The following is a 25,772-nucleotide window of genomic DNA, read 5'->3' as shown; positions in this document are numbered from 1 at the left end:
TATTAATATATAAAATTAATTTTTATTGGTGGAAATTAAGTTAAATTATTTTATGAAAAATTTTTTTAATTTCATCTTCTTGATTCATAGTTTCTTGAGCTTCTATAACTCTTGAAATTTCTGCTTTTGTTTCAGGATATTTTGGAACAGCACTACATCCACCATCATCTTCTTTAGATATTTCAAAAGTTCCTATTTTACGAGCTATATCTTCAATTTCTCTTTTATCTAATCCTATTAAAGGACTTAATATTGGCATCTCAACACCAATTCTTGTAGATAAAATATTTTGCAAAGTTTGAGATGCAACTTGACCAACACTACTTCCATCAACAATAGCTTGAGCTCCAATCTCTTTTGCAAGTAATGATGCTGTTTTATACATTCCTGATTTACATAAAATACATGTCATCTTCTCAGGTGCATCTTCTTTACATTTTTTTAGGTAATCTCCATATTTTACAATTTGTGTTTCAATTTTTTGACCTGATGAATATGTTTCTAATTCTTTAACTAATGTTTCAAATTGTTCAAGAGATTTTTCTGTTGTATATGGAATATTTTCAAAATGAAGACCTACAACTTCACAACCTCTTTTCATCATTAAATAAGTAGCTACTGGAGAATCTATACCACTTGATAATAATGAAATAACTTTTCCCTGAGTTCCAAGAGGTAATCCTCCAGGTCCATCAATCTTCTCATGAAATATATATGTCTCATTATCTCTTACTTCAACATATATTGTAAATTCAGGATTTGTTAAATCAACTGGACAAGATAATTTTCTAACTACAACTCCTCCACAATATGCAGCTAATTCTTGAGAGGAAAAATCATGTTTTCCTACTCTTCTACAACGAATAGCAAAACGTGTTTTAGGATTCATTAAATTCATACTTTCAAGTTCATCTACATATTTTGCAAGTGTATTATCAATATCTTCAAAATTTGTCTCACAAATTACTGCAGGTGAATAGGACACTATACCAAATACTTTATTTAATTTAGAAACTGCATCATCAAAATCTTTAGGAAATATATAAATTCTGCCTTGATTTCTATCAACTTCTGCATCTATTGTACCTTTTATATTTGATACTAATTTACGCTCAAATTTAGAACGTATTTTAGGACTTTTAAGACCTATTTCTCCATAACGAGCTATTATAAGTTCATGTTCCAAATTTATCACCTAAATTAAATTATATGCAAATTCTATAGCTTCTGTGATTTTATCTTTTTTAGGACCTGCACCTTGTGCTAGAGTAGGTCTTCCTCCTCCTCCACCACCTAAAATTTTAGCAGATTCAGTTATAATTTCATTAATTTTAACACCTGCATCAATAGCTTTACTAGATGATGCTCCAAGAATCTTACCATCATTATTTCCAATTAAAACAATATCTGCTTTTTCATTATCTGTAAAATCAGTAGCTATTTTTTGAAGTTCTTTAAAATCACTATCTATAACTGTTTTCATAACTTTTAATCCATTGTGTTCTGTAATTTCATCAGATAAACTATTAATTTTTAAACTAGCAATATCTGATTTTAAACTATCAATTTCATTTTTCTGTGCTTTCCATTCATTAAAGAATCTATCACAAGTTTTTTCTAATTGATCTGGAGTAACTTTGAATATATCAGAGCTACTTTGTAAGAACTTATTGGTTTCTTGCATTGAACTAACTGCTGATAAACCTGCTGAGAAGTCAATTCTTTCAACACCATCTTGAACTCTTTCAGTTTTATTTATTTTAATCATACCAATATTACCAGTTTGAGGAATATGAGTTCCTGCACAAGCTTGTGTATCAATCTCAGGAATATTTATTACGCGTATTTCACTTCCTGGAACGACTCCTCCTTGATATAATGTAAAACCATACTTTTTCTCTGCTTCATCTCTACTTAACCAATTGATATTAACAGGAATATTATCCATAACATATGAATTAGCTATACTTTCAATCTCATCAATTTCATTTTGAGTGATACGTTTATAATGAGATAAATCAATACGAGAACGATTCAATCCTTTTTGAGCTCCAGCTTGCCAAATGTGATTACCTAAAACTTTTTTTGCTGCAGCTACAATTAAATGAGTAGCTGTATGATGACGAGCTAATGTAATTCGCCTATCCCAATCAATTTCTCCACTAATTTCTTTACCAATAATCTCATTTAATGTATCTTTTGTAATATCATCAGGAGATTCTAATTGATGTAAAACAATGTTATTTATCTTCTCAGCATATTTGATTTTAAATTCTGTATCATTAATTGATATTTTACCAATATCTGAAGGTTGACCACCTCCTTCAGGATAAAATACGGTTTTATCTAATACAATACTTATATCATCATCTTTTTTAACAATATCTAATACTTTAGCTTTAAATTCTTTTTGAAAAAAATCATCATAGAATAATAACTTTGTAGGTTCATGATTTAAATTTAAATCTTTTTCTTTAGCTACTTTTTCACCTTCATGTTCATTTGCAACTAATGTAAAGAAATTATCAGGTATATCCACTTCAAAATCATTACCAGCTATTTCTTTAACTGTCTCAGGAGGAATTCCATGAGCATCATAAAAATCAGTTAAATTACTTAGAGGTAAAGATGTAACACCTTCTTTTTTAAGCTTTTTAATTTTACGTTTTACAATATTTTCTCCTTTTTCGATTGTAGTAGCATATCTTTCTTCTTCAAGTGAAATTACATTCATAATATGTTCTTGGAATTCTTTAATTTCAGGATAAAATTTATTTAAGAAATTTAATTGAATTTCCATAATGTCAACTAAAGATTCTTTCATTTCAAGCTCTTTCATAAATCTTATAGTACGTCTTAAAACTAAACGAGCTAGATATCCTTCTTTAACATTTGAAGGTATTATTCCATCAGCTAACATAAAAGCTAAACAACGAGTATGATCAGCTATAATATAAATAGCTTCCATAGGTTCTGCAGATTTAACTAATTCATCATGACTAATATTTAATTTATCAGCTACCTTTTCCCTTAACGCCCTAATATCAGCATAATTTTCAATATCCATCATTCCAGCTATTTGAGCATTTTCTGATAATATTTTCTCATCTACATTTACATTTGTAATTTCTTTTAACTTTTCAATTACAGGAGCAAAACATGCATCATAAGCAGTAGGAGTACCCTGTGAAATCCATGCAAAACGCTCTAATCCATAACCAGTATCAACTACCCTAATAGGAATCTCTTTTTTATCTCCATTATCATCTATTTCATATTGAATAAATACAAGAGTAGCTAGTTCTACACCACGAACACAAACTTCTAAACACGGACCTGCATTTCCTCCACCACTCCACCATGATTCAATATAAGTGATTTCTTCTGGTGCAATACCTATACTTTTAATAAAATCATGACATAATCGGATTGTTTCATCTTTCCAATAAATTTCTTTGTTTTCTTTATTAAATGCATGATGTGCACCCATTGTAAAACAAGTCATATGTCTACCTGTTCTACCAACATTATCAACATCATTTAAACGAATTGATGGTTGAGCTATTGTAAGAGGATTAGCTGGAGGTTCCACCAAACCAGATGTAACCCATGGTTGAAAATCATAAAGTGAAGCACCAACTAAGAAAACATCATCTCTCCATCTTTTAGCTAAAACAGGATATCTATCTATAGGAGTATGATCTTCACTTTTAAAAAATTCTCTAAAAGTTTTTTGAATTTCATATAAATCATAAGGTTTTGAAGTGGCAGGATTTCCAATAAAGCTATATTCATCACAAGGTGCATCTCCACAGGTGTTTCTTTTGACCTTAGACCAAAATTCTTCACCACAAGTTTCACATTTATATTTTTCATATCCTAATTGTTTAAATATCTCTGCCATATTATCAGCTATAATAAATTATTAATTAAAAATTTGTTTAAACTAAGTTAAATATTTTATTTGAAAAATAATGATTAAATAAAAAAAGAGTTTTTTAGTGTTCTGTAAAGTAGCTATTTGAAATAACTACTTTATTTACAGAAACAATATACAGAATTTTCTGCATATATTACTTATGCCAAACCAAATATAGTATATATTAAATAATATATAAATATTTTATTTTATGTAGTTCAATTTATCATCATGGATTCAATATTGATTGAAAACGATTTCGAAGGAAAAATTAGGATTAATTCTCATTTCATTTTATAATTTAAAGAAAAATTTTAAAAAGAGAGTGTTCAGTAATTAATTTTTTTTGGAAAATTTTTAAACTTTAATTTTTTGTTAGTATTTAATTTTCTAATTTTTGTTTAAAAACAGCCTTTTTTCATGACTTTGATCTTTTTTTCAATGTTTTATATTGAATTATTTTTTTTTCATTAAACTTTTTTTTCACTGTTTCATCATGTTGTTTTTATTTTTGATTTTTGTATTCATTTAGAATTATTGTTTTATTAGTTTATTATTGTTTTTTTATCTAACAAAGTATTTATATAGTGTTAATTACTAAATTAATTAGTATGAATTTGTTTATATGGATTTTACTATTAAAATAAGTGATAATAAAATAGGAGTTTTTTAATGTTTTGTTTGGATGGTGTTTTGAATTTTAAGGAGGTTAATCGTAGTGTTAAAGTGCGTATTTATCCTGATGATGAACAAGAAGATTTATTTAAGCAGAATATTGGTTGTGTGAGGTTGGTTTATAATCATATTCTTAGTGATATGATTTATGATTATAAAATTGCTAAACAATATCATACTGGTCTTGTTAATCTTAATAATCGTAAGTATTGTAATATGAAGCTTACTAATCTTAAGAGGAATGTTAATTATGGTTTTTTGTATGATGTGGAATCTACTAGTTTGCAATCCGCTTTTAATAATCTTATTCAAGCTATGAAAAACTACTTCAGTGGAAGATCTAATTTCCCTTACTTTAAAAGTAAAAAACATGATGATAAATTATCATTTAGAATAATAAACAATAACAATGTTAAAAATAGTAAAAATAAATTAAAAATTGCTAAATATGGGTGGATAAAATGTAAAGGTTTACGTAAGATTACAGGCAAAATACTATCAGTAACGATATCACATGTGGGTGATAAGTGGTTTGCAATTATAAATTATAAAGATTCGATTGTTACTGAATTTAAAAAGACAAATAAAAGTGTTGGTGTGGATTTAGGGATTAAAAATCTTTTAACATTATCTAATGGTGAAGTGAAAGCCAAACTTCAACTACAAAAATTAGAAAACAAAATACAAAAAGAACAAAGAAAACTATCCCGTAAAATAAAAAACAGTAACAATTGGATGAAAAATAAAAAAAGAATACAAGAAGCTCATTTGAAGATGAAAAACACGAGAAAAGATTACATACATAAAATAACCACAAAATTAATAAAAAAATACGATGAAATCGTGATCGAAAACATTAAATCTCGTAATTTGATGAAAAGAACACCCTGGGGTGAGAAGAATAAATCCACACTATCCAAAAACATTGGACACTCTGCATGGCATGAAATCAAAAGACAACTAAAATACAAAGCCGAATGGTATGGAAAACAAATAATAGAAGTTGATCCCAGAAATACTTCTAAAAAATGCCACAAATGCGGACACACCAACCAAAAACTAAAACTAGCTGATAGAACATGGATCTGCGACAAATGCAAAACAACACACGACAGAGACATCAATGCAGCTAAAAACATCCTACAAAAAGGACACAAAAAAATATGTACCGTTGGAGAAACGGGAATTCAAGCTTGCGCCACTATAGTTCATAAGAACCATCTAAACAAGAAAAACCAATAAAAATTTTAAACATAAAATAAAAAAAATAATTATTGGACAGTCTCAAAAATAGATATTTCCATATCCTAAAAAATATAAAAACTTTTAATAATCATTTGATTGTTAATTCAGAGCTATTCCAATAATTAGAATAACAAGACCTATAAGGACATATTCAAGCCCTTTTTTAATTAGGTCACTCATAATTATCACTCTCCTTTAACTTGTCTATGATTACCTGGTTTTGATTTCAAATCATAGCAAAAATTTTTTAATCTTTTTTTTAACTTCAAGTTATGTTTAAGAAGAATCATAATCCATGAGAAATAACCCTATTAATAAATTATTTTAATAGCTTAAAAGTCTTTTTAATGTACATAAAAGCACATAATCATATAAATGCAAAAATGAATTTTAATTTTCAAGTAAAATAGTTATTAAATAAAAATATTGTTGTTAAATAGTAAAAATAAGTTATATTAGTAAGTATGTAAAAATTAGTTTAAAAATAAAAAAAATAATAAAAAAGGGTAGATAGAAAGAATCTATCCGAAGAGAGCACCTAATCCAGCTGCTGCTTCTTCTTCAGCTTCTTCTTCATCTTCCTCTTCTTCTTCAACTTCTTCAGCTGCTGATTCAGTTGCTGCTGGAGCTGCTGCAGCTGCAGGTGCTGCTGCCATTGCAGTGGTTTCCATAGCTTCTTCAATATCAACATCTTCTAAAGCTGCAATTAAAGCTTTAATTCTTGCATCGTCAGCTTCAATACCAGCTGCTTCGATAATCTTTTTAACATTTTCTTCGTTAATGTCTTTTTCTGTAGTGTGCAAAATCATTGCCGCATATATATATTCCATGTTATCACCATTTAGTTTATTAAATTTGAATAGGTTATTAATTAATAATTAAATTTAAATTGATCAGCCGAACAGAGCACCTAACCCTGCTGCTGCTTCTTCTTCATTATCTTCTTCCTTTTCAGGCTCGTCTTCAGGTTCTTCGTCTTTAGTTTCAGTTTCAGGAACTGGAGCTGCAGTAGCTACATTTGATAATTTTTCCTTTAATTCTTCATCTAAAGCACCTGCTTCATCAGCAATTTTGGAAGCTAATGCTAACATTTTGCTTTGAGCTAGAGCGATTAATAAATCAGAAGTCTTTGAATTTATATCTCCTGCTTCCATAGCAACATTAAACGCTCTAGTATGAGCAAGTTTAATAATTGTGGACATAGTGTCTTTAGTTGGGATAGCTGCATTAACAGACAAATTAAATGCATTTTTGAAAGCATTTTGAATATCTGCAAGAGTTTTAGCATCGTCAACTGCAAGTACATCAGTAGTATAAACAGTTTCATCTTCATAAACTGCTTTTAAATCAATACCTACTTCCATAGGATTAATGTCCATTCTAGATAAAGTAGAAGCTACATTTTTAGAAACTTCTTCTCCTTCTTTTACAAGGACATGATCTTCATTTACTACGATTTTTCCTTTATCAATTTTTGCAGGGATACCAATTTGTTGTAATTCACCTAAGAATGGGCCTGGTTCAAAACCTGTGTCTCCTTTAGGAATAACAATATCTTCAGTAGCTATAGAACCTGGTTTAGCAGGAGCTGCTGTTTTATTATTTTCCAAAATTTTATATAATTTGAAAGGATTCATTTCTGTAGCAATAATAGCTACTTGGCCATTCATGTGAGTAGATAAATCAGTAATATTGGTTTTATCTTTGTTACAATCTTCGAGAGCTAAATCAATAAGATTCTTTTTGGACATTCTAATAATAGCTTGACCATTAAGACTTTTTCTCATTTCTTGGAGTTGCTTTGCAGGAATATTTAATAAATCTACAATACCAACAACATCATAAGATCCAATTAAATCTTTAATTTCATTAACTTCTTCTTTTTTCCATTCAGCAACATGAGCCATTAAATCACCCTCTCGATTGGGCCCATAGTTGTTTTAATAAACATGGATTTTATTTGATTTCTTCCTTTTTCTAAGTGGCGGTCTAAGATAGTGAGAACAGCTTCAACATTTTCAGCTATTTCGTCATCAGTCATATCTTGTGTTCCAACAATAACTTGAATAGAAGGTTGAGTTTTTACACCAACTTTAACAGTTTTTTTCAACCTTTCTAAAAGAGGGTCTAACTTAATAGATGCTGGTACTGGTTTTGGCATTTTTTTACGAGGACCAAGAACTGGACCTAAAAATCTACCAACAAGTGGCATCATATCAGCTTGAGCAATAAAGAAATCAACGGAATTAGCTGCTTTTTTAGCTTCTTTCCTTTCTTTACCTAACTCTTCTAAGTTTTCTTTGGTTATTACAAGATCGACACCAGCACTTTTAGCTTGAACTGTAAGCTCTCCATCAGCTATGACTCCGATTCTAACATCTTTGCCACGGCCGTGTGGAAGAGTAACTTCCTCATCAAACCTATTTTCTGGTTTTTGGACATCTAAATCTTTGATGTTAATAATAACATCAATAGATTGTGTGAAGTTCCTCGGCTTTGACTGTTCTTTTGCCTTCTTCACCGCTTCTATTACATCTTGTGTCATATATATCCTCCATGAACATTTGTTCATCGGAATTTTTTGGTTTCATGAGCAAGTATTGATTAATAATAGAATCTATACTATTACATGAATCATAAACCAGTATATCCATTATAAAATTAATTATAATATCATATACACTGTATTAATTTAAAAATAGAATAATAATGATTATTCTACTAAAATATCGTCATACTCTCCAGCATCAACAGCTTTTTGAGCATCACGTGGGTCTTTACCATCTACAGTAATACCCATACTTACACAGGTACCCATAACTTCTTTAGCACCATGTTTGTAATCATTAGCAAGTAATGATTCAAATTTCATCCTAGCTATTTTTAAAGCTTGTTCAACAGATAAATCTGCAACTTTATCAAGTCCAGGGTCTTGTGAAGCTTTTTCTATATTGAGTTCTTCCATAATTAATGATGTAGTTGGTGGTGTACCAATTTCAATTTCAAATTCTTTAGTATCTTTATCAATATGTATTTTGACAGGGACTTTCATTCCTTTGAAATCAGAACTTTTGATATTAATTTCATCAACTACTAACATCATGTTAACTCCGAAAGGTCCTAATGCTGGGCCTAATGGAGGTCCAGGAGTTGCACTTCCGCCTTCTATAAGGATTTCAACAGTATCTTTAGCCATTAATCTGCCTCCTTCTGAATAATTCTAATTTGATCAGCTTTAACAGTAACCGGAATTGGTACTGCAGCTTCAATTAACTCGAGAACTACTTCTTCACGTGATTCGTCTATACGAACTACTTTGGCTCTTTCTCCCTTAAATGGTCCAGAAACAAGTTCAACAATACTTCCTTTTTGTATGGATGATATTATAGGTTCTGGTTTTAGGAACTTCTTAACTTCTTCAAAAGTTATATCTTTATCTCCTTCAACAATTCCTCTTAAATGAGGCACTTTGATAGCAGGATTACGCATATCTATTTTTGTTGAAGATTCTACTAATATATACCCTTTCAAAGACTCTGGAACAAGAATAGAACAAATACCAACACCACTGTCTTGGGATTTACGAGCTAAAAGTCTAGCTACATTACGTTCTTGTCCTGCAGAAGTTTTTAGAGCATATATAGAATTTTCGTTGTTTTCCATGAGAAATTCACCTATGTATTTCACTTGTTAATTAATATAAGTTTAATTAAAAAATTATTATAAAATCCAATAAAAATAATTTAATTTAAGTTAAATAAAAAAATTTAAAAATTAGATTTATATAATATTATTATATTACATTAATGTAGTATTTAAAGTCTTTTATGAATTTATTATTATAAAAATAAAGATATAAAATAAAAAGAAAATGAGTTATTTATGTGATCTATATTAAAAAATATAGTTTAAAATAAAAGATGTTTTGTTAAGTTTAATTGTTTTGTTATAATCCAATCAACTGACCGATTAAAACAATTACAAAACCAATAGCTCCGATAATAACCATTCCAATAGCTGTTACTTTTGCAAAAGCTACGTATTCTTCTTTGTCAGGTTTTTTAGAAATCCTTAATACTCTTTTACAATCTTTTATAAGTTTGTCTAATTCTTCTTTTATATTCATTGAAATACCAAAAATAATTAAGTTATATAATAAAATTAATAATTTAAATTTTAATTTTTTTATTTATAAAGCTTTCTATGAGGGTCGGTCAAAAATACTATTTTTGGTTTTTCTTGTTTAGATAGTTCTTATGAACCAAACAATAATAAAATCAAAACAATTTTACCCATCCTCTCTATATTAAAAAATAAAATGTGTTAATGGAATCTAGAAAATTCCATCAATAAAATCATCTAATTCATCATTACTTGATGAACTATTTTCTGGGTTATGTTCTATTACATCAGTATCTGGTTTATTGTCATTGTATGAATATTGTGATCTTACACCAGAGACAACAATTGTAGTTGTAACTTTATTTTGTAAGGTCTCATCAATTTGAGCTCCCCAAATAATGTTTGCTTCAGGATCTAATTTATCAGCTACAATTTGCACAATCTTTTCAGATTCATGTAATGTTAAATCGGAACTTCCAGAAATGTTTATTAAAGCACCTTTTGCATCAGATATATCAATATCTAATAATGGGCTACTTAATGCTTCATGGACAGATTCTAATGCACGATCTCCTGATTCAGATTCGCCCATACCAATCATTGCCATTCCAGATCCTTCCATAATGCTTCTAATATCTGCAAAATCTAAACTTACTAATCCTTGTTTTGTAATAAGTTCTGTGATTCCTTTAACAGCTCTTCCTAAGATTTCATCAGAAACCATAAATGCCTTATTAATCGGTAAATTTGGTGCAACTTCTAAAAGTTTGTCATTAGGAATTACAATAACAGTATCTGCGTTAGCTTTAAGTTTGTCTAACCCCTTCTCAGCATTTTCTCTTCTTTTAATACCTTCAGCAGAGAATGGCATAGTAGCAACAGCTACAGTTAATGCTCCAGCCTTTTTAGATAATTTAGAAATAATTGGTGCAGATCCAGTACCAGTTCCTCCACCAAGACCGCAAGTAACAAAGACCATATCTGCTCCTTCTAACTCGTCTCTGATTTCATCTTCACTTTCTTCAGCACATTCTTCACCTATGCCTGGTTCTCCACCAGCACCAAGTCCACCACATGTTTGTCTTCCGAGAAGAATTTTTTTGCTGGATTGGCTATAAAATAAGTCTTGAGCATCTGTGTTTACTGTAATAGTACTAGCTCCTTCAATCCCCATTTCATTTAATCTAGTGATTGTGTTATTACCAGCTCCTCCAGTTCCTACTACAAAAATATTAGCTTTACTTTTATCCATTAAAGCTATAAGTTCGTCGTCAATGTCTGCTGATATTTTTTCTGGAGATTGCTCTTCCATTCTTTTTTCTGATTCTTTAATTGCATCGTCTATAAATTTCACGTATTAACCCCGCATAAAAATTATACTAAAAATATAATTCTAATTTTGTAAAAACTCATATTTAAAGGCAACTATTATTATATCTATATTTCCTTTTTTTCTTTATATTTGGCTTATAATCCTATATTTTACTTAAAAATCTTATAATATTGTTTATTTTTTTAAAAAATTACTTTATGTTTTTATTTTTTTTAAATATGGTTTATTTATTATACTTTTTTTTAAGAGATTATTTTATGCCAATGAGATTATACAATAGAAAATTTAAGTAAAAATTAGATATTTTCATAAGATAAAATTTCTTATTATTGGTAAAAATTAATCCTCAAGTAAATTTTTTTTTTATAATTTTTTTAATGAAATTTTATTGTAATATCTAAATTTTAATAATTTTTTCTTACATTATTTTGAAGCTATTAATATTAATTTATTTAATTATTTTATAAAAAATAATAATAATTAATTAATCTTATAATATTTCATTTACTTTAAGAAAATTTAAATTTAAAAAATATTCTAAAAAGAACTTATGGTCTTGGCATAGCTATTATTTCATGTATTTTCAAATCAAATAAATTAGCAGTATTTACTGGAGTTAATATAATAGCTGAATCTACACCATGAGCTCTTCCACCAATAGCTATAATTTCTTCACCTACTGGAATCATTCCTGCATCAGTAAGCATTAATGATATTTCACAGGAAACCTTAACTCCATGTGAGAACATACGTAGTGTTTGAGCTACTACATCTAAAGGACTTACTCCATCAAATTTATTTGTAACTCCTCTACATGCTCCACTAAATGCATGAGATCCTCGAAATGTTTTAATTCCACGAATTTTTAATTTTTCTATCATTTCATCAGAAATTTCAGAATTATTTGGCTCTTTAAATCCACTATTATGGGTGACATTAATTATTTCAATATCATTAATCTCATCAGCTAATTTCATTGCAGTTTCACCACTAACAGAAGCAATAGCTATATATTTAATTCCAGTTTTTTCAACTTTTTGTTTAACTAACCTTATAAGCTCAGCAGTGTTTTCCTTTCCTTCTTTTTCAAAATAAGTAATTGTTTCATTCATATTAATATATTTATAATTTAGTTAATTTATTTTTTTCTAATAAATATTTATTAATATAATGATAATAAAATGATGATATGATGGAATTTAAAAGCATTTTCTCAAAAAATAATGATTATTTAATTATTCCTATTGAAACAGGATATATTGGCCCTAATGAAAGTTTAGATCCTATTTTAAATAAAGCAAAAACATTCATAGAAGATGGTGATTTTCTTGTTATAGCTGAGACTCCTATTTCTGTTTCACAAGGAAGATTAGTTGATGAATCTAAATATTCTCCATCATTAAAATCTTGGTTTTTAGCTATTATTTGGAGTAAATATTTATGGGGATATCTTTTAGGCCCTATTATAAAAATTAAAAAAAGAACAATAAAAAACTTAAGAAAATTACCTTATGAATCAATTGCTCATAAAGAAGTTGTTCTAGATTTATATGGGTGGAAACATGCACTAAAACCTGCATCTGAAGCAGGAATAGATTTAAGTAATGCACCTGGAAATTTTGTATCTTTACTTCCAGAAAATCCTAAAAAAGTAGCTATTGAAATAAAAAAAGATCTTCAAAAAGATGTTAATGTAATGATTATTGATACAGATGCTACTTATAAAAGAAATAATACTTATTTTACAGGTTTACCTATAGCTATTGATGGAATAAAATCTAATAATGGATTTTTTGGATACTTATTTGGTCAATTTTCAGAAAATGCAGGGTCTACACCTTTAGCTAGTTCTGATAAAATATCAGTAAAAGAAGCTTTAAAAATAGCTAATATTGCTGAAGATTATCAAAAAAGTTTATCTACTTCTATGAGTACAATTCATGATGCTAAAAAAGTATTAAATCAAGAATCAAATAATATAACTACTGAAATTTTAAATTCAATAACTCATACTCCTGCTGTTATTGTTAGAAAAATAGATAAAAAATAGATAAATAATTTTATTTTAAATTTTTTTAGAATTTAGCTATTAATCATAAAATTTATATTAGATTAAAAATATATAATAAATCAGTATTATATCTCTATAAAAAAAGTATTTTAATATGTTTTTACTATTGTTCTTTTTATTAGTCACAATATTTAAGTGTTTTTTTTATACAGATATATGTGGATTTTATATTTAGAACAGGAGAAATTAAATGTTGAGTGACCCATTAGTAATTACTTTATTGACAGATGTTGTTGAAGAAGAAGACAATATCTCTATTGTAAAATGTTTGATGAACGGTGTGACCACTGATGAAGAAATTGCTGAAAAAACAGAAATCAGATTAAATATTGTAAGAAAAATTCTTTATAAACTTCATGATGAAGGATTAGCTAGCTATAAAAGAAGTAAAGATCCTGAAACACAATGGTATACTTATGACTGGGTTTTTGAAAAAGAAGAAGTTGAAAAACAACTTGTATCAAAATCTACAAATATGCTTGATAAGTTAAACACAATGTTGGAATATGAAGAAAACAATATGTTCTTTGTTTGCCCTGAAAAACATGTCAGATTTGATTTTGAAAAAGCATCGACTTTAGATTTTATGTGCCCAGAATGTGGTGAAGAAGTTAGCTTCGAAGACAATTCTACTACTATAACAGAAATTAAAGAAGAAATTGTTGTTTGTAAAAAAGCATACCAATCAGTTGGTTCATCTAAATAATTATTTCTTTTTTTTAGTTTATTTTTTTAATTTATTTTATTAGTTTTAATTTATTTTTTTAATGATAATATGGAGCTTGAAATTTTAAAAAAAGAAAAATGCAATAAACATATTATTAATCATTCTATAGCAGTCTGTAATAAAGCTATGGAAATAGCTAAACATTTTGATAATGTAGATTTAGATGCTATAAAAAAAGGAGCTCTTTTGCATGATTTAGGTCGAAGTAGAACTCAAAGCATTAATCATGCTATTGAAGGAGCAAAAATTGCTAAAGAATATGGATATTCTGAAGAAATTATAAATATTATTGAAAAACATATTGGTGCAGGAATTAGTGAAGAAGAATCTATTGAAATGGGACTTCCAAAAAAATCATATATTCCTAAAACTCTTGAAGAAAAAATTGTAGCCCATAGTGATAATTTAATTAATGGAGTTGAAGAAGTAGATATAGATTTTGTTATTGATAAATGGAAGGATACAATTAGGCACCCTAAAGAAAATATTAATAGGTTAAAACAACTAAATGAATTATTGGTTGAACCTTATGAAAAAGAACAGTAATAGGTTATTTTAATGAAAGTTATATGCTCAAGTGAAGAATCATTATATCGTAGTGAAGCTGTAAGATGGAGAGAAAGAATGTCTTTAATGGCACCAATTGGAGAAGTAGTTGTTTTACTTCCATGTAGTATGAAAAAACCATATTCTGATTCAAAATCACATCAAAAATTTAAAAAAGTCACAAGATCTTTTCAAGAGGTGATTATTACATCTCCTTTTGGTATGTGTCCAAGAGAATTAGAAAATACATTCCCTATTCAGTCATATGATGTTAGTGTTACTGGAAATTGGAGTTATGAAGAAGTCAAAACTTCTGGAGAGCTATTAAAAGAATATCTTAAAGATAAAAAAGTTATAGCTAATGTTCATGGAGGTTATGAAGAAGCATGTCGTGATTACTTAGATGATTGTATTTATACATGTGAAGATGGAAGACCAACATCTCCAGATTCTCTTTATAATTTAAGAATGGAGTTAAAAAATTATCCAAGACTTAAAAAAAGAGAAAAAACATTACACGAACTTAGATCAATAGCTACTTATCAATTCGGTAAGAAAGGAAAAGATTTTATTCCTGATGATTGTAAATCTAAAGGAATGTACCATAAAAGAATCTTTTCAAATAGTAAACAATTAGCTTTATTAAATAAAAATGTTGGATTATTTACATTACATCTTGAAGGAGGTAAAAAACTTTTTGAATTAGGAATCAATATTGTTAATATAGATTTTGAGCTTAAAACTAACACAATATTTGCACCAGGAATTTCTAAAGCTTCTAGTAATATTGTACCTAATGATGAAGTTGTTGTTGTTTATAATGATGAAGTAGTAGCGGTTGGTAAAGCTGTTTTATCTGCTTATGAAATGGAAAAATGTAATAATGGAATTGGTGTAAAAGTTAAACACAGAGTTAAAACTTAATATTTTATTTTAAAATAATATTTTATCAAAATCAATTTTAAAAAGCTGAAATTTAAAAATATTATTTAAAAAATTTTAATTTTCATTAATTAAAGTTTAAAAATCAATAATTTTATTTTTAATCATTAATATTTCTTATTTAATGAAAATCAGCTTTAATATATAAAATAAAAAATAGCTACATATAAATAAGATTAATTATAAATTTAGTTTGTTAATTTAATTTTTGTCTTGTTTAAATAATATTATTAAACACAATTAAAAATTTTAATGGAGATTTTAAATGTCAGATGATTTAGTAAATGATGTAAAAAATGCTATTTCCAATGTTAATGACCCTCATATGGGTGTTAGTATTGTTGAAATGGGCTTAGTTCAAAATATTGAAGTTAATAATGGTATTGCAAAAATTACCATAAAACCTACAAATCCTGGTTGTATGAGTGTTACTCGTATGGCTAACGACGCTAAAAGAGAAGCTGAAAGCGTTGATGGCATAGATAAAGTAGAAATTACTGTAGAAGGCCATATGATGGCAGATTCTATCAATGAGATGATTAATAAATAATCTCTATAAAATTTATCGTAATAATAATAAATTATAAAAATAGAAAATCTTTAAATATGAGAAAAATTAAACTTTATACTAAGTTATAATTTATTATTATAAACTTTTATTTTTTATCATAGGCTAGTGGCACAGCTTGGTTAGCGCGCACGGCTGATAACCGTGAGGTCCTGGGTTCGAATCCCAGCTAGCCTACTAATTATTTTTTGTTTATTTTTTAATGTGAAATTATTTTTTTAAATATTTTTTAAGTCTTTTAGATAATAGAAAAAATTAAATATTATTATTTATTTAAACATTAATGTACAAAAATTAGGGGTTTTGTTATTAATGTGGGAAAAACTAAATAAAAAGTTCAAAAAATATCCTGCTAGAATGAGGGTAGCTAAGAAAATGATTGAACTTGGTTTAAGATTAGATGATGATAATAAAATATATTGTGGGGATTTAAAAATAAGTGATAATTCTCTTGCTAATGCTGCTGATGTTGATAGAAGAGCTATTAAATCTACTACTGAAATTATATTAAATGATTCTGAGCTATCTAGTATATTTAAAAATATTATACCTGCTGGAACACTTCTTAAAAACATAGCTAAAAGTTTAAATTTAGGTGTAATAGAAATAGAAGTAGGACATGAAAATAAAGGAATTTTAGCTGCAACTACAACTTTAATTTCTTCAAAAGGAGTCAGTATAAGACAAGCATATGCTGAAGACATTGAAATGGGTGATTTTCCTATATTAACTATAATTACAGAAGAACCTGTCCCTGGGGACATTATTAATGAATTTTTAAAAATAGAAGGGGTAAAAAGAATATCTATTTACTAAATTTTCAAGTAAATAGATCATGATTTTATTCTTGATTTTTTAATTTTGCAAATTCTTCATCTTCTTCATCAAGGACTTTTAATAATTCATCCCATGCTTCTAATGATTCTTTTGCTGCTTCTTCACTTAATTTTTCAATAGCATATCCTGCATGTATTAAAATATAATCTCCAAGCTCAATATCCTCAATAAGATTCAATTTTGCTTCTTGTTTCACTCCCCCGAAATCTGCAACGACTTTATTTTCTTCTATATTTATTTCTGTTACTTTAGCAGGTGCGGCAATACACATTTTTTAACTCCTTAATATTTTTTTAACTATAAACTATATTTAATTTTGATTATATATAATTATTTATCTATAAATAAGTAGTGGTTTTAATGAAAAATATTGTTATTGGATCAGGGCCTGCTGGAAGATTAGCAGCACTAGAACTTGGTAAATTAGGAGAAGAAGCATTATTGATTGAAAAAAATCATATTGCTGGAACATGTTTAAATGAGGGTTGTATGGTTATTTGTGCATTAACTGATATCACTCGTTTTATTGAAACAAATAATAGATTTAATAGCTATGGATTTTTAAAAAGTCAAATAGATATTTCTTATGATAAAATTGTTGAAAAGATTCAAGAGACCCAAGTGAAACTTAGAAAACTAAATGAACTTGAAAATGAATCTGTTAATAACCAAATCATTTATGGAAAAGCTAGTATTCATGATAATGAGATTCATGTTAATGGAGGAAGCTATAATTATGATAAATTATTAATTTCAACTGGAGCAAGACCTTATATTCCAGATATGCCTGGAAATCAATATGGCCTTACTAATAAAGATATATTGAAAATTGATGAGATTCCAGATAAGTTAAATATTATAGGCAGTGGTTTTATTGCATGTGAAATAGCTAATATTTATTCAAAACTTGGATCTGAGGTTACAATCTTTTCAAGACACTCTTTTTTAAAAAATATTGATGAAGATATAAAAAAATACATTTTAAAATACCTAATTTCTGGTGTAACTCTAAAAGAAAATGTTAATGTATTAAAAATTAAGAAAAATGTAGCTATTACTGATGTAGGAGAATTTGAAGGAAGTACTTTTTTTGCTGTTGGAAGATTACCTAATTCAGAAATTGCTGAAGGATTCATAGATTTAAATACTGATAGTACAATTAAAGTAAATGAATTTCTTGAAAGCTCTAAAAAGAATGTTTATGCTGCAGGAGATGTAATTGGTGGTTATCAAATGACTCCTATTGCAAGAATGGAAGGAATAGCTGCAGCTAGAAATATGGCAGGATTTTTAAATAAAATAGATTATAAATGTATTCCTCAAAGTATTAGTTTAAATATGGATGTTAGCTATGTTAATGATGAGAAGATTGAAAATAAAGATTTAAAAGAAATTAGCTATCCTGCAATTGCTGGGCCTAATTCATTTTGGAATATTCTAACTGGTGATACAGGTTTAAGTAAGATTTCTTTTGATAGTGAGGAAAATAAAATTGGAAACATTTCAGCTATTTCTCCATCATCTGTAAGTGATGTAGCTTACTTGTCATATTTGATGAGAATTGGAGCAGACTTAGATGATTTTGAAAATTTTATTGAAATACATCCTTCTACAGATACAAACTATAAAATAATTAAGTCAATGTGGCTTTAAATTATTTATTTTTTTTAATTTCTTCGAGGACAATTTTTGCAACTTTATCATTAGATTCAAAAATCTCTTTAGAATACTTTTTAGAATTTTCTTTTAAACTATCTAGTGAATTAAAAGCTTCATTAATTTTATTATCTAATTCATCATATTCAGCTTCAAGAATAGCTCCTTTGAATATACCTTCCATATTATGATATCTGCCATACTTTACTCGTGTAAGAGCTACTGCTGGTAAGTTACAAGCTACAGATTCTTGTATCATCAGACCATCATCTGTTAAGACTGCAAGATCAACGAATTCATATAAATCATCAACCCAATTAATATATTCTAAATTGATAATCTTTTTATTTTTTAAAAACTTATTAAATTCTTCTTTTAAAGGAACCCCAATTAAAACTATATTATAATCATTGTGTTTATCTGCAAATTCTGATACAGCTTTTGCCATCATTTCAAATAATGAAGATCCTGATGAAAAGAGAATTGTTTTTTTATTTTCATCAAAAACAAAGTTATTTTTTTCTGATTCTTCTTTAATTTTATTTAATGCATTTTTAGGATTTCCTTTTTTATAATCAGGTTTCATTAAAAAGAAAACTCTTTCAACATTTGATGGGAGCTGTTTTGCTCTAAATAGCTCTGCTTCAGGAAGAACAATACAACGATTTAATTTTGTACATATTTTTGTATCTAATGGAGTATCAATAACTCCTATAGCAGGAACTCTAGCTATTTTAGCACCAAGACAACCAATAACTGCTCCTCCACCAATTACTCCAACAACAATATCTACATTTAATTTTTTAATAAGTTTTCGCATTGTAAATGTAGCTTGGATAATTTTTAATCCTGCTTTAAATGTTGTTAATTTATTTGCTGCATGGCCTCCAGCTTGAGGAATTTTCACTTTATTCCAGCTATAACCATTTTTTTCAAATAATACTCCTGGTGCTGATTTATCAAGAGCTAATTCACACTCAATTCCATGTTTTTCTAAGGAACGTATGATATTTAATGCATTAACTGCATCTCCTCCTAAGCCTCTACCAGTTATAACAACCAAAGCTTTCATATTATTTAATCCAATTAAAATTGTTTTTTTCTCTTGTTATTTGAGGATTCTCTTTAGTTTTATAACCTAATGAAACACCATATAATGGAATGTAATCTTCTGGAATTTCAAGCTTTTTAATGTTTTCTTCATCTTTAAAAAATGCTTGAATTAATCCTAACCAACAAGATCCTATGTCAAGGCCTTCTGCAGCAAGAAGCATATTCTCAATAGCTGCACTAGAATCAGCTTGCATATTCGGAGCATCTTTTTGAGCAGATACTACAATAACTGTTGGTGCATTATGTAATATATTTTGTCCAGATTTAGCAATAGACTCTAAAAATTCATCACCAGATTCACTCATAATTTTTAAAGAGCTTTCATTAATATATTTAAGCAAATCTTTATTTTGAATAACAGTAAAATGCCATGGTTTAGCAGCTCTTGCAGTAGGTGCCATAAAACCAGCATCTAATATTTTTTCAATTTCGTCATCTTTTATTTGTTCTTCTTTATAGCTACGTGTACTTCTACGATTATTTATAACATCAAAAATATCTTTCATTTTACCACATCTTAATTAAGTTTAGGTTTATAATTTCTTTCATTAGATGAAAAACTTGTATTATATTGGGCATAAGGATTATAAAAAAGTCTTCTAAATCCTAAAACTATTAAAAAATCATTTTTAATTACATATTGTTTTTTTCCAAGGAATATTCTTCTAAATAGGTCTCCTAATCCTCCTCCAGTTAAAACATCCATGAAATAATCTCCAAATGTAGGATTTGAAATATCTAATCTTTTCATAAAGAAAACTTTTAGTGTGTTTCTTCTTACAAATGCTGTTAGGCATACTGTAACAATTGTTAACAATAATGTTGGAATGAAACCTCCTATCATATAAAAACCAATACCTAATGCAACAGCAAAAGAATGGTTTCCTACTTCTCCTAACATTATTTTTCCTGCAAAATCTAAAGGACAATAAGCAAGACAAACAACAAGAACAAGTAATGGAGTATAAAATGCAGGAATCTCTAAAATATCTCCCACACCTAAAATTAACATTATCATTATTGTTAATACGCTCATTATCATAGTAACTATACATGTAGATCCTGGTTGCATATCTGAAATATTAATAGGCTGAACAAGAAATGCAATTAATATTGAAGAAAAACCAAGTCCCATATTAAATCCACAAATAATAACAAGTAATATTCCTATTCCTCGAGATAATTGTCCCCATTCAATAGGCATGTCAAAAAATTTTCTACGTCCTAATAAATCATCAATAAAGGCAAATATTCCTATTATTAACACTAAATTATTATATCCTGTAGGCAACCAAAAAGATAGAAGTATAAAGGGTACAAGCCCAATAGCTCTTGGAATTCCGCCTCTCACATTAGGAAATAAATTTCCTAAAAACCCTCTTTTCCCTAAGAATCTAAAAACGATATTTAAACCCATAGTGAAGACAAAGGACAATAAAAATACTGTTAATAATGCCCAAACTAATGACATAGAAACCATAATTATTCAACAACCTCGTTTTATTAAAATTAAAAAGAAAACTTATATTTTATAAATTTCCTTTATATCATTAAAAATTTAGTTTTTAATAATATATAATATTTTTTATTAAATTTCAGTTAAAAATATATTAATATTTGTTTTAAATTTATCATTTAAATGTTTAAATAAAATTTAATCTAATTTAACAATAGTTTAAGAAATAGGATATCTAAGAAATGCTCCAATGCCTCCTAAACTTTCTAATTGTTTCCCACCATCATGTTCGCTACTTATAATTGCTATTTCGCCATTAATTGTTTCAACTAAATTCATAATTTTTTCTACATTTCTACTAGCTAGTAGCTTATCAAGAACTAAAAGCTTCTCAATAGCTCCAGCATTAGCTGCTTTATTTGTTTCCTTTTTTCCATAAGCTATCTTAGAAGAATTTGTAGCTATTTCTTTTAAAAATTCATCAACAATCATCATTTCATGAGCTACTCTATTTTCAGCCGTAATTTTTTCTACAGTTCCTTTTTTTAACACTTCTTGAATACCAACTCTTCCACCAGAACCAGTATTTTCTATAATCACCTTCTTAGCTATGTCTTTGTGTTTTTCTTTTAAAAACTTCATGAAATCATTTTTAACAAAGCCAGGACCTGCAACAATAATTGTTTGAATATCATTAAACTTTAAAATAGCATTTACAATGTTATTATAAAAATCTAATATTAATTTTCCTCTATTTTTATCAATAACTCTTTTTCCTGAAATTGATCCTATTATTGGACCATAATATTCTATTCCATATTGTCTCATTAAACCGATAGTTGCAACATCATCTTCAAGAACAATTATCATAGCAGAAAGTTTTTTAGATGATTCAATAGCTTCATTAATTCTATTAATTGCCCAATTCGGCCAATGATATTTATTGATTTTTAAAGGAGTGTTTAATTTAACTTCTAAAGTGTGGTGTGAACCTAAAGGTATTAAATCTTCTGGGCCTTTTGTAATTACACCTGTTAATCTAAGTTTCCCTGTAAAAAGATGAAAACTAACACTTTCAACTTTAATTCCTAAAAAAAATGTTTTTTTAACTCCTCGATCACTTCTTAGTTTATCACCAGTGTTATCTTGAATACGCCGAGTTGTTTTTGAAGATACAAGGTCTCCTCTTGTAATTATGTGAGAAAGATGCCAAAGATCATCTAAAACCTCTGGTAAAACCTCAACAAATCCATTTTTTTTATCTTCTTTAATAATTTTCATGTAAATTTACCTAAATTATATTATGATTAAATCTAATAATATAATTTATTATGAATTTTAAATTAGAAAAATGGTCTCCTGATTTTGCAGAAGATATTTCAAAACATGCAAATAATCCTAAAATAGCTATTAATTTAAGAGATAGCTTTCCTAATCCTTATTTTCTAGAAAATGCAATTGAATATATAAATTTTGTTCTAATAGATAATAATACTTTCTCAAGAGCTATTTTGATTGATGGTGAAGCAGTTGGTTCTGTAGCTATTTCAATTAAAGAAGATGTTCATTCTAAATCTGCTGAATTAGGATATTGGTTAGGTGAAGATTATTGGAATAAAGGAATTATGACTAAAGTTATTAAAGAGTTTACTAATTTAGTTTTTAATGAAACTGATATTGTTCGTATTTTTGCAGAACCTTTTTCTTATAATTTAAGTTCTAAAAAGGTTTTAGAAAAAGTTGGTTTTAATTTAGAAGGAATTAAATTAAAAAATGTTTATAAAAATGGAAAATTTTATGATTCTTACTTATATAGCTTAATTAAGTAAATTTAATCTATTTTTAAAAATCACTATATTTTAATAAAATTAACTTATACATATTAGTAATTATTTTTTTAGGTTTTTGTTATGAAAAAGATTTTAACTTGGCTAATATTAGGTACTAAAGGAGGATATAATCGTGCTAAAATGATTAAATATTTACATGATACTCCATCTAATGCACATCAACTAGCTGAAAATTTAAATCTTAATTATAGAACAATAACCTACCATTTAAAAGTTCTAGAAGAAGTAAATGTTATAACTTCAGTTGGAAAAAAATATGGTAAAACTTATTTTATTTCTGATGAGTTAAATGATAATTTTGAGAGTTTTAAAGAAATTTGGAAACAAATAAAGGATGATTGATTAAAATGATAGTAGAGGGAAACTTATTTTATTGGTTAACATTAGTTTTAAAAATAATGCTTATTATAATTCTTTTTGAACTATTTAGAATATATTTAGATAGCTATAAAAAGATAAAGATCGGATATACAATTGGTTTGTTGCTATTTTCATCAATTCTATTATTTTTTAGCATAGTATCATTTATATTTGTTTTATCTTCTTTAATAATTCCTTTAAATGAAAATTTCCCAAGTTATACTAATAATATGTTTGTAGAAACTTTAATTCAATTAATTGCAATGGGAATTCTTTATAAAATTACTAAAGATGAATAATTATCAAAATAATTTACTTTTTCTATTATTCTTATTTTTTTAAATTTTTTCAATTTGCATATAATTTGTAAGGAATTTTGAAACAATTACTTAAATACTGTTTTTTATAATAAACAATGAAAGTTAATTAAAAATTAATTTTAAAAGAGGTGTTTTTATTAAATATATTGATTTAATTTTGAAAAATCCTTTTAGAAATAAGACAAGAAGTGCTTTATCTATTGTTGGAATTGCAATAGGTATTGCAACTATTGTAGCATTAGGTCTTATTACTGGAGGCATGGAAGCTTCTGTACAAACTACTATAAATGAAGGTAGTGCTGAAATTACAGTAAGTGAAGCTAATAGTCAAGGTATGGGTTCATATGGACATTTAAATGAATCTTATCTTGACGAAATTGCAAATATGAATGGAGTAAATGATACTGCAGGACTATTGAGTGTAACAGGAGCTTCGTCGGCTTCTCAAAATAATGAAGGTGGGTTTCCAAATCAAGGATTATCTGTTTATGGTTTAGAAAAAGATGACTTATATATGGTAGGAATAAGTAGTATTAATGGTTCTTATTATGAAGATGGGTCTAATAAAGCTATAATTGGTAAAATGCTCGCTGAAAGTGAAAATAAAACTATTGGAGATACAATTACCATATCTGATGAAGAATTTGAAATAACTGGAATTTTTGAAACTGGTAGTATGATGACTGATAATGGTGCTTATGTTTCATTATCTAAGCTTCAAAATATAACTGATAGTGATTATGTTAGTTCAATTCTTGTAAAAACTGGTGAAGGGGAAAATGATACTCTAATAAGTGATAATATTGAAGATAAATATGAAGATGAATTATCTACAATCACCTCTGAAGAACAAATGGCAATGTTAGAAAGTATGATTAATATTTTAGATACTGCATCATTAGCCATTTCAGCACTTGCAATTATTGTTGGTGGAATTGGAATTATAAACACTATGATAATGTCAGTTTATGAGAGAACAAAAGAAATCGGAGTATTAAAAGCTGTAGGATGGAAAAGTAAAAGAATACTTGGAATGATTTTAGGTGAAACAATTGTATTAACATTAGTATCTGCAGTTGTGGGGATAATTTTTGGTATTTTAGTATCAGAAATAGGAATTGGTTTATTTGCAGTAGGAACTGATTTTTCACTAGGATACAATTTAACAACATTCTTAAGAGCATTTGGTGTAGCTATTTTAGTAGGAATTATTGGTGGAATATACCCTGCACATCGTGCAAGTAAATTACCTCCAACTGAAGCTTTAAGGTATGAATAAGGTGATTAATATGGCAAAATTAAGTGATTTAAATGATATTAAATTAAATGATAATAATTATCATATAAAACCTTTTATTAATATTAAAAACTTAGTAAAGCATTATGATGATGGAAATGTAAAAGCATTAAATGGAATTGATCTTAAAATTAATAAAGGAGATTTTATTTCAATTATAGGTCGTTCAGGATCTGGAAAATCCACATTATTAAATATGTTAGGTGCTTTAGATACTCCTACATCAGGTGACATTGAAATTGATGGAGTGAATTTAAATACTACTGATGATTTAAGTGAGTTTCGATCAAAAGAAATAGGTTTTGTATTTCAATTGCATAATTTAATACCTAATTTAAGTGTTTTTGAAAATGTACAAATTCCACTTATTGGAACAGGACTTTCTGAAGAGGAAATGGAAGAAAGGGCTAGTAAACTTTTAGTTTCTGTTGGTTTAGAAGATAAATTAGATCAAAAACCAACTAAACTTTCAGGAGGGCAACGTCAAAGAGTAGCTATTGCAAGGGCATTAGTTAACAATCCTTCAATAATTTTAGCTGATGAACCTACTGGTTCACTTGATTCTAAAACTGGAGATGTTATTTTAGATGTATTAAAAGATATTCATGAAGATAATAATGTTACTCTTATAATCGTTACACATGAACCATATGTTGCAGATATGGCTGATAGAACGATTAAAATTAAAGATGGTGAAATTATAGAAGATTATTTTAATAAATAATTTAAAGGAGA

Annotated in this window: 28 protein-coding genes and 1 tRNA gene; 14 read left to right on the top strand and 15 right to left on the bottom strand. The window is 27.5% G+C overall.

The window, feature by feature from the left end:
* Nucleotides 1-40: 40 nt before the first annotated feature.
* Together thiI and alaS are read right to left on the bottom strand one after the other, a co-directional pair.
* Nucleotides 41-1,186 carry a tRNA uracil 4-sulfurtransferase ThiI gene (gene thiI / locus ACA134_RS08335; RefSeq protein ID WP_409199952.1) on the bottom strand — a complete coding sequence of 382 codons (1,146 nt, stop codon included), beginning with the start codon at nucleotides 1,184-1,186 and terminating at the stop codon, nucleotides 41-43.
* Between the two features lie 9 nt (nucleotides 1,187-1,195).
* Nucleotides 1,196-3,904, bottom strand: coding sequence for an alanine--tRNA ligase (gene alaS, locus ACA134_RS08330; RefSeq protein WP_409199951.1), 2,709 nt, complete (start codon nucleotides 3,902-3,904; stop codon nucleotides 1,196-1,198).
* Nucleotides 3,905-4,591: 687 nt separating this feature from the next.
* Between alaS and ACA134_RS08325 the strand changes: the two genes are divergently transcribed.
* The gene (locus tag ACA134_RS08325; protein WP_409199950.1) at nucleotides 4,592-5,836 is read left to right on the top strand and encodes an RNA-guided endonuclease InsQ/TnpB family protein; all 1,245 of its coding nucleotides are present in this window, start codon (nucleotides 4,592-4,594) and stop codon (nucleotides 5,834-5,836) included.
* Nucleotides 5,837-6,360: 524 nt separating this feature from the next.
* Here the strand turns inward: ACA134_RS08325 and rpl12p are convergent.
* The 8 genes from rpl12p to ACA134_RS08285 all read right to left on the bottom strand — a co-directional run bounded on the left by rpl12p (nucleotide 6,361) and on the right by ACA134_RS08285 (nucleotide 12,406).
* The gene (rpl12p, locus tag ACA134_RS08320) at nucleotides 6,361-6,669 is read right to left on the bottom strand and encodes a 50S ribosomal protein P1 (protein WP_409199949.1); all 309 of its coding nucleotides are present in this window, start codon (nucleotides 6,667-6,669) and stop codon (nucleotides 6,361-6,363) included.
* A gap of 63 nt (nucleotides 6,670-6,732) precedes the next feature.
* Entirely contained in the window at nucleotides 6,733-7,746 is a 1,014-nt protein-coding gene (locus ACA134_RS08315; RefSeq protein WP_409199948.1) for a 50S ribosomal protein L10, read from the bottom strand.
* On the bottom strand, nucleotides 7,746-8,384 hold the full coding sequence (locus ACA134_RS08310) for a 50S ribosomal protein L1 (protein ID WP_409199947.1): 639 nt from the start codon (nucleotides 8,382-8,384) through the stop codon (nucleotides 7,746-7,748). The genes ACA134_RS08315 and ACA134_RS08310 overlap by 1 nt, the downstream gene beginning before the upstream one ends.
* 168 nt (nucleotides 8,385-8,552) lie before the next feature.
* Nucleotides 8,553-9,035, bottom strand: a complete 483-nt coding sequence (locus ACA134_RS08305; protein ID WP_409199946.1) for a 50S ribosomal protein L11 — start codon at nucleotides 9,033-9,035, stop codon at nucleotides 8,553-8,555.
* On the bottom strand, nucleotides 9,035-9,502 hold the full coding sequence (locus ACA134_RS08300; protein WP_409199945.1) for a transcription elongation factor Spt5: 468 nt from the start codon (nucleotides 9,500-9,502) through the stop codon (nucleotides 9,035-9,037). Before ACA134_RS08300 ends, ACA134_RS08305 begins: the two co-directional genes overlap by 1 nt.
* 283 nt (nucleotides 9,503-9,785) lie before the next feature.
* Complete coding sequence (locus tag ACA134_RS08295; RefSeq protein WP_409199944.1) at nucleotides 9,786-9,965, bottom strand: protein translocase SEC61 complex subunit gamma; 180 nt, start codon at nucleotides 9,963-9,965, stop codon at nucleotides 9,786-9,788.
* Between the two features lie 207 nt (nucleotides 9,966-10,172).
* Nucleotides 10,173-11,315, bottom strand: coding sequence for a cell division protein FtsZ (ftsZ, locus tag ACA134_RS08290; RefSeq protein WP_409199943.1), 1,143 nt, complete (start codon nucleotides 11,313-11,315; stop codon nucleotides 10,173-10,175).
* A 527-nt stretch (nucleotides 11,316-11,842) separates the two neighbouring features.
* Nucleotides 11,843-12,406, bottom strand: a complete 564-nt coding sequence (locus ACA134_RS08285; protein ID WP_409199942.1) for a pyruvate kinase alpha/beta domain-containing protein — start codon at nucleotides 12,404-12,406, stop codon at nucleotides 11,843-11,845.
* Nucleotides 12,407-12,486: 80 nt separating this feature from the next.
* Between ACA134_RS08285 and ACA134_RS08280 the strand changes: the two genes are divergently transcribed.
* From ACA134_RS08280 to ACA134_RS08250, 7 genes are all read left to right on the top strand, one after another.
* The gene (locus tag ACA134_RS08280) at nucleotides 12,487-13,344 is read left to right on the top strand and encodes a coenzyme F420-0:L-glutamate ligase (RefSeq protein WP_409199941.1); all 858 of its coding nucleotides are present in this window, start codon (nucleotides 12,487-12,489) and stop codon (nucleotides 13,342-13,344) included.
* Between the two features lie 211 nt (nucleotides 13,345-13,555).
* Complete coding sequence (tfe, locus tag ACA134_RS08275; protein ID WP_409199940.1) at nucleotides 13,556-14,071, top strand: transcription factor E; 516 nt, start codon at nucleotides 13,556-13,558, stop codon at nucleotides 14,069-14,071.
* 69 nt (nucleotides 14,072-14,140) lie between these two features.
* A complete protein-coding gene (locus ACA134_RS08270) occupies nucleotides 14,141-14,638 on the top strand; it encodes a TIGR00295 family protein (protein WP_409199939.1) in 498 nt (165 codons plus the stop codon).
* Between the two features lie 12 nt (nucleotides 14,639-14,650).
* On the top strand, nucleotides 14,651-15,562 hold the full coding sequence (locus ACA134_RS08265) for a DUF5591 domain-containing protein (RefSeq protein ID WP_409199938.1): 912 nt from the start codon (nucleotides 14,651-14,653) through the stop codon (nucleotides 15,560-15,562).
* A 283-nt stretch (nucleotides 15,563-15,845) separates the two neighbouring features.
* On the top strand, nucleotides 15,846-16,130 hold the full coding sequence (locus ACA134_RS08260; protein ID WP_409199937.1) for an iron-sulfur cluster assembly protein: 285 nt from the start codon (nucleotides 15,846-15,848) through the stop codon (nucleotides 16,128-16,130).
* 120 nt (nucleotides 16,131-16,250) lie between these two features.
* A tRNA-Ile gene (locus tag ACA134_RS08255) sits at nucleotides 16,251-16,325 on the top strand.
* Between the two features lie 135 nt (nucleotides 16,326-16,460).
* Nucleotides 16,461-16,964 (top strand): amino acid-binding protein, encoded by a 504-nt coding sequence (locus tag ACA134_RS08250; protein ID WP_409199936.1) that lies wholly within the window; start codon nucleotides 16,461-16,463, stop codon nucleotides 16,962-16,964.
* Between the two features lie 25 nt (nucleotides 16,965-16,989).
* Here ACA134_RS08250 and ACA134_RS08245 read toward each other — a convergent pair whose 3' ends face one another.
* Nucleotides 16,990-17,256 (bottom strand): HypC/HybG/HupF family hydrogenase formation chaperone, encoded by a 267-nt coding sequence (locus tag ACA134_RS08245; RefSeq protein WP_409199935.1) that lies wholly within the window; start codon nucleotides 17,254-17,256, stop codon nucleotides 16,990-16,992.
* 89 nt (nucleotides 17,257-17,345) lie between these two features.
* Between ACA134_RS08245 and ACA134_RS08240 the strand changes: the two genes are divergently transcribed.
* Complete coding sequence (locus ACA134_RS08240; protein WP_409199934.1) at nucleotides 17,346-18,638, top strand: FAD-dependent oxidoreductase; 1,293 nt, start codon at nucleotides 17,346-17,348, stop codon at nucleotides 18,636-18,638.
* 1 nt (nucleotide 18,639) lies between these two features.
* Here the strand turns inward: ACA134_RS08240 and ACA134_RS08235 are convergent, their stop codons facing one another.
* The 4 genes from ACA134_RS08235 to ACA134_RS08220 form a co-directional block, all read right to left on the bottom strand.
* On the bottom strand, nucleotides 18,640-19,713 hold the full coding sequence (locus ACA134_RS08235) for a glycosyltransferase family 1 protein (RefSeq protein ID WP_409199933.1): 1,074 nt from the start codon (nucleotides 19,711-19,713) through the stop codon (nucleotides 18,640-18,642).
* Nucleotide 19,714: 1 nt separating this feature from the next.
* Entirely contained in the window at nucleotides 19,715-20,260 is a 546-nt protein-coding gene (locus tag ACA134_RS08230; protein WP_409199932.1) for a nitroreductase family protein, read from the bottom strand.
* 11 nt (nucleotides 20,261-20,271) lie between these two features.
* Nucleotides 20,272-21,234, bottom strand: coding sequence for a cell wall biosynthesis protein (locus ACA134_RS08225; RefSeq protein ID WP_409199931.1), 963 nt, complete (start codon nucleotides 21,232-21,234; stop codon nucleotides 20,272-20,274).
* 195 nt (nucleotides 21,235-21,429) lie between these two features.
* Entirely contained in the window at nucleotides 21,430-22,491 is a 1,062-nt protein-coding gene (locus ACA134_RS08220; protein WP_409199930.1) for an mRNA surveillance protein pelota, read from the bottom strand.
* Nucleotides 22,492-22,541: 50 nt separating this feature from the next.
* Between ACA134_RS08220 and ACA134_RS08215 the strand changes: the two genes are divergently transcribed.
* From ACA134_RS08215 to ACA134_RS08195, 5 genes are all read left to right on the top strand, one after another.
* Nucleotides 22,542-23,039 carry a GNAT family N-acetyltransferase gene (locus ACA134_RS08215; protein ID WP_409199929.1) on the top strand — a complete coding sequence of 166 codons (498 nt, stop codon included), beginning with the start codon at nucleotides 22,542-22,544 and terminating at the stop codon, nucleotides 23,037-23,039.
* Between the two features lie 81 nt (nucleotides 23,040-23,120).
* Nucleotides 23,121-23,402 carry an ArsR/SmtB family transcription factor gene (locus ACA134_RS08210; protein WP_409199928.1) on the top strand — a complete coding sequence of 94 codons (282 nt, stop codon included), beginning with the start codon at nucleotides 23,121-23,123 and terminating at the stop codon, nucleotides 23,400-23,402.
* Between the two features lie 5 nt (nucleotides 23,403-23,407).
* Complete coding sequence (locus tag ACA134_RS08205; protein ID WP_409199927.1) at nucleotides 23,408-23,719, top strand: hypothetical protein; 312 nt, start codon at nucleotides 23,408-23,410, stop codon at nucleotides 23,717-23,719.
* Nucleotides 23,720-23,897: 178 nt separating this feature from the next.
* Entirely contained in the window at nucleotides 23,898-25,019 is a 1,122-nt protein-coding gene (locus ACA134_RS08200; RefSeq protein ID WP_409199926.1) for an ABC transporter permease, read from the top strand.
* A gap of 10 nt (nucleotides 25,020-25,029) precedes the next feature.
* Complete coding sequence (locus ACA134_RS08195) at nucleotides 25,030-25,761, top strand: ABC transporter ATP-binding protein (RefSeq protein WP_409199925.1); 732 nt, start codon at nucleotides 25,030-25,032, stop codon at nucleotides 25,759-25,761.
* Nucleotides 25,762-25,772: the final 11 nt, after the last annotated feature.

It is taken from the genome of Methanobrevibacter sp. DSM 116169 (assembly GCF_046197865.1).
GTDB lineage: Archaea > Methanobacteriota > Methanobacteria > Methanobacteriales > Methanobacteriaceae > JAHKLT01.
The sequence above is the reverse complement of the archived record's forward strand: the minus strand, read 5'-3'. Positions and strand labels throughout refer to the sequence as shown.

What these genes read in the sequence shown, in the direction of transcription:
- alaS (WP_409199951.1), bottom strand. Translation starts at nt 3,904, where the DNA reads ATGGCAGAGATATTTAAACAATTAGGATATGAAAAATATAAATGTGAA.
- ACA134_RS08325 (WP_409199950.1), top strand. Translation starts at nt 4,592, where the DNA reads ATGTTTTGTTTGGATGGTGTTTTGAATTTTAAGGAGGTTAATCGTAGT.
- rpl12p (WP_409199949.1), bottom strand. Translation starts at nt 6,669, where the DNA reads ATGGAATATATATATGCGGCAATGATTTTGCACACTACAGAAAAAGAC.
- ACA134_RS08315 (WP_409199948.1), bottom strand. Translation starts at nt 7,746, where the DNA reads ATGGCTCATGTTGCTGAATGGAAAAAAGAAGAAGTTAATGAAATTAAA.
- ACA134_RS08310 (WP_409199947.1), bottom strand. Translation starts at nt 8,384, where the DNA reads ATGACACAAGATGTAATAGAAGCGGTGAAGAAGGCAAAAGAACAGTCA.
- ACA134_RS08305 (WP_409199946.1), bottom strand. Translation starts at nt 9,035, where the DNA reads ATGGCTAAAGATACTGTTGAAATCCTTATAGAAGGCGGAAGTGCAACT.
- ACA134_RS08300 (WP_409199945.1), bottom strand. Translation starts at nt 9,502, where the DNA reads ATGGAAAACAACGAAAATTCTATATATGCTCTAAAAACTTCTGCAGGA.
- ACA134_RS08295 (WP_409199944.1), bottom strand. Translation starts at nt 9,965, where the DNA reads ATGAATATAAAAGAAGAATTAGACAAACTTATAAAAGATTGTAAAAGA.
- ACA134_RS08285 (WP_409199942.1), bottom strand. Translation starts at nt 12,406, where the DNA reads ATGAATGAAACAATTACTTATTTTGAAAAAGAAGGAAAGGAAAACACT.
- ACA134_RS08280 (WP_409199941.1), top strand. Translation starts at nt 12,487, where the DNA reads ATGGAATTTAAAAGCATTTTCTCAAAAAATAATGATTATTTAATTATT.
- tfe (WP_409199940.1), top strand. Translation starts at nt 13,556, where the DNA reads ATGTTGAGTGACCCATTAGTAATTACTTTATTGACAGATGTTGTTGAA.
- ACA134_RS08270 (WP_409199939.1), top strand. Translation starts at nt 14,141, where the DNA reads ATGGAGCTTGAAATTTTAAAAAAAGAAAAATGCAATAAACATATTATT.
- ACA134_RS08265 (WP_409199938.1), top strand. Translation starts at nt 14,651, where the DNA reads ATGAAAGTTATATGCTCAAGTGAAGAATCATTATATCGTAGTGAAGCT.
- ACA134_RS08260 (WP_409199937.1), top strand. Translation starts at nt 15,846, where the DNA reads ATGTCAGATGATTTAGTAAATGATGTAAAAAATGCTATTTCCAATGTT.
- ACA134_RS08250 (WP_409199936.1), top strand. Translation starts at nt 16,461, where the DNA reads ATGTGGGAAAAACTAAATAAAAAGTTCAAAAAATATCCTGCTAGAATG.
- ACA134_RS08245 (WP_409199935.1), bottom strand. Translation starts at nt 17,256, where the DNA reads ATGTGTATTGCCGCACCTGCTAAAGTAACAGAAATAAATATAGAAGAA.
- ACA134_RS08240 (WP_409199934.1), top strand. Translation starts at nt 17,346, where the DNA reads ATGAAAAATATTGTTATTGGATCAGGGCCTGCTGGAAGATTAGCAGCA.
- ACA134_RS08235 (WP_409199933.1), bottom strand. Translation starts at nt 19,713, where the DNA reads ATGAAAGCTTTGGTTGTTATAACTGGTAGAGGCTTAGGAGGAGATGCA.
- ACA134_RS08230 (WP_409199932.1), bottom strand. Translation starts at nt 20,260, where the DNA reads ATGAAAGATATTTTTGATGTTATAAATAATCGTAGAAGTACACGTAGC.
- ACA134_RS08225 (WP_409199931.1), bottom strand. Translation starts at nt 21,234, where the DNA reads ATGGTTTCTATGTCATTAGTTTGGGCATTATTAACAGTATTTTTATTG.
- ACA134_RS08220 (WP_409199930.1), bottom strand. Translation starts at nt 22,491, where the DNA reads ATGAAAATTATTAAAGAAGATAAAAAAAATGGATTTGTTGAGGTTTTA.
- ACA134_RS08215 (WP_409199929.1), top strand. Translation starts at nt 22,542, where the DNA reads ATGAATTTTAAATTAGAAAAATGGTCTCCTGATTTTGCAGAAGATATT.
- ACA134_RS08210 (WP_409199928.1), top strand. Translation starts at nt 23,121, where the DNA reads ATGAAAAAGATTTTAACTTGGCTAATATTAGGTACTAAAGGAGGATAT.
- ACA134_RS08205 (WP_409199927.1), top strand. Translation starts at nt 23,408, where the DNA reads ATGATAGTAGAGGGAAACTTATTTTATTGGTTAACATTAGTTTTAAAA.
- ACA134_RS08195 (WP_409199925.1), top strand. Translation starts at nt 25,030, where the DNA reads ATGGCAAAATTAAGTGATTTAAATGATATTAAATTAAATGATAATAAT.